Origin of the sequence: Streptomyces katrae (genome assembly GCF_000966975.1) — a bacterium.
GTDB classification, from domain to species: Bacteria; Actinomycetota; Actinomycetes; order Streptomycetales; family Streptomycetaceae; genus Streptomyces; species Streptomyces katrae.
This window is the reverse complement of sequence record NZ_JZWV01001015.1, coordinates 1-3,229: the sequence shown is the minus strand read 5'-3', so window position 1 is coordinate 3,229 and position 3,229 is coordinate 1. Positions and strand designations below refer to the sequence as shown.

Below are 3,229 nucleotides of genomic sequence, written 5' to 3'. Positions count from 1 at the left end.
GGTACGCACTGCTCCCGCTGACCGTCATCCTCGCGGTCGCCGCCGTCACCGTGAACGCCGTCCGCAGCCGGGGCGACGTCCAGGCCCGCCTCGCGCTGGCCGAGGAGCGCGGCGCCGCCGAGGAGGCCAGGGCCTCCCTCCTGCAGGAACGGGCCCGCATAGCCCGGGAGCTCCACGACGTGGTGGCCCACCACATGTCCGTGATCACCGTCCAGGCCGACAGCGCGCCCTACCGGGTCGCCGACGTCTCGCCGGGCGCCGCCGAGGAGTTCGGCGCGATCGCCGCCGAGGCGCGCCGCTCGCTGGCCGAGATGCGGCGCCTGCTGCACGTCCTGCGCAACGAGGAGTCACCGGACGGCGAGAACACCCCGCAGCCCGGGCCTCAGGACCTGCCCGCCCTCGTGGAGACGACGCGCCGTGCCGGGGTCGACGCCCGGCTGGAGCTGGCCGGCCAGGTCGAAGACCTGCCCGCCGCCGTCGGCCTGTCCGCCTACCGCCTGGTCCAGGAGGCGTTGAGCAACGTGGTCCGCCACGCGCCCGGCGCCCGCGCGGACGTCAGGGTCCGGCAGGCCGCGGACGCACTGCACGTCAGCGTGGTCAACTCGCCGCCGGCGCAGCCGCGCCGCGCCGTGGAGCCCGTGGAACCGCGGGCGGGCGGCCACGGCCTGGTCGGGATGCGGGAACGGGTCGCCATGCTGGACGGCGAGTTCACCGCCGAGGCCCTGGCCGAGGGCGGCTTCCGGGTCACCGCGGTCCTGCCCCTGCCTCCGGCTCCCGCCCCGACCCCGACCCCGACCCCGACTCCGACTACTTCAGGAACGCCGTGACCATCAGAGTGCTCGTCGTCGACGACCAGGCAATGATCCGCGCGGGGTTCGGCGCCCTGCTGAACGCGCAGCCCGACATCGAGGTCGTCGGTGAGGCGGGCAACGGCCAGGAGGGCGTCGAGCTCTGCGCCGCGCACCGCCCCGACGTGGTCCTCATGGACGTGCGGATGCCGGTCCTGGACGGCCTGGAGGCCACGCGGCGCCTCATGGACCCGCCGCCCGGAACGGGGTACTGCCCCCGGGTCCTGATGCTCACGACCTTCGACATCGACGACTACGTGTACGACGCGCTGGCCGCCGGAGCCAGCGGGTTCCTCCTCAAGGACGCCCCGCCCGCCGACCTCATCCAGGCCGTACGGGTCGTCGCGGCCGGCGAGGCACTGCTGTCCCCCCGGGTCACCCGGCGCCTGATCGAGGGCTTCGTCCGCAGCCGCCCCCCGGTCCGCGCCGCCGAGGGCCGGCTGCACGGGCTGACCCCCCGCGAGACCGAGGTCCTCGTCCACGTCGCCCGGGGCCGGTCGAACGCGGAGATCGCGGGAGAGCTGTTCCTGGCGGAGCAGACGGTCAAGACCCATGTGAGCCGGATCCTCGACAAGATCTCGGCCCGCGACCGCGCCCAGGCGATCGTGTTCGCCTACGAGAGCGGGCTGGTCAAGGCCCGGGAGGCCGACCGAACCGAAGGCACCGCGCCGGGGACGGACGGCGTACCGGGTGCCCGGGGGCAGTCGTGACCGTAGCGTGAGAGGTGGACCGGCCGCGCCTGTGGAGGGAGCGCCATGCGCCGACGCCGATATCCCCCGATCGGGGACCACGGGCTGATCGGGGACCTGCGGACGGCCGCGCTCGTCTCCTCCGAGGGGGTGCTCGACTGGTTCTGCGCCCCGCGCTTCGACTCGCCCAGCCTGTTCGCCTCCCTGCTCGACCACGACGGCGGCGGGCACTTCGCCATCGCGGCCGAGGCACGCGACCCCGTCACCCGCCAGCTGTACCTGGCCGACACCGCCGTCCTCGTCACCCGGTTCATGACCGCGGAAGGGGTCGGCGAGGTCGTCGACTTCATGCCGCTGGGGGAGGCCGAGGCGCCCCCCGGCCGGCAACGGATCATCCGGATCCTGCGCGTCACCCGCGGTACCGTCCGGTTCGCGATCGACTGCCGGCCCTCGTTCGACTACGGGCGCGCCGGGCACCGCCTGGCGGTCGAGGCGGACACCGCACGGTTCGAGGCACCCGAGATTTCGGCGTTCCTACAGGTCAGCGGGCCGGTACGGATATGGCGGGACGGGAAGGGCGTCCGGGGCGAGGCGGAGCTGGGACAGGGCGGGCTCGCCGCGGCCGTGCTGACGGTCTGCCACGACCCGGCCGCCGGGCCGCCCGAGCCGCTGACCGAGCCGGAACTCCGCCGGGCCTTCCGGTCCACGTACGACCACTGGCACCGCTGGCTGAGCCGCAGCCGTTACCGCGGGCGCTGGCAGCAGATGGTCAACCGGTCGGCGATCACCCTCAAGCTCATGACGTACGCACCCACCGGCGCCCCGGTGGCCGCCGTCACCATGGGCCTGCCCGAGCGGATCGGCGGGGAACGGAACTGGGACTACCGCTACACCTGGGTGCGCGACGCCTCGCTGTCGGTCAAGGCCCTGCTCGACCTGGGGCTGGAGGACGAGGCCGAGGCGTTCCGGCGCTGGCTGGGGGCACGCGTCCACAGGGGCGGCACGGTGACTGGCGAGCCGCTGCAGATCATGTACCGGGTCGACGGCGACCCCGGCCTCGAGGAGGAGGTGCTCGCACACCTGGAGGGGTACCGGGGGTCCGCACCCGTACGCCTGGGGAACGCGGCGGCCGGCCAGCTCCAGCTCGACATCTACGGCGAGGCCGTCTTCGCCCTCAGCCACGCCGCCGACCTGGCCCAGCTGGCCGGGTACGACGGCTGGCGCAACCTCAGCGACCTCCTCGACTGGCTCTCGCACTCCTGGGACCGGCCCGACGAGGGCATCTGGGAGACCCGCGGCGGCCGCCGTGACTTCACCTACAGCCGGCTGATGTGCTGGTCGGCCTTCGACCGGGGCATCCGGCTCGCGGCCGAACTGGCCCGGCCCGCCGACGTCGCCGGCTGGACCGCCGCACGGGACGCCGTCTTCCACCAGATCATGGAGCGGGGCTACAGCGAGCGCCGCGGGGCCTTCGTCCAGCACTTCGACGGGGAGGTGCTGGACGCCTCCCTGCTGCTGATGCCCGCCGTCGGCTTCATCTCCCCGAAGGACCGCCGCTGGCTGTCGACCCTCGACGCGATCGAGGCGGAACTGGTCTCCGACAGCCTGGTGCACCGCTACGACCCCGGGGAGTCACCGGACGGGCTGCGCGGCGACGAGGGGACGTTCTCCCTGTGCACCTTCCTGTACGTC

Annotated in this window: 3 protein-coding genes; all 3 read left to right on the top strand. The window is 73.9% G+C overall.

The genetic code is table 11. The features are described from left to right. A partial coding sequence (locus VR44_RS31375) for a sensor histidine kinase (RefSeq protein ID WP_045951010.1) occupies positions 1 to 827 on the top strand: 827 nt, incomplete at its 5' end. After that, the gene (locus tag VR44_RS31370) at positions 824 to 1,558 is read left to right on the top strand and encodes a response regulator (protein WP_045951009.1); all 735 of its coding nucleotides are present in this window, start codon (positions 824 to 826) and stop codon (positions 1,556 to 1,558) included. The genes VR44_RS31375 and VR44_RS31370, both read left to right, overlap by 4 nt. Positions 1,559 to 1,603: 45 nt before the next feature. After that, positions 1,604 to 3,229 (top strand): glycoside hydrolase family 15 protein (locus tag VR44_RS31365; RefSeq protein ID WP_045951008.1); only part of this gene is annotated, 1,626 nt, incomplete at its 3' end.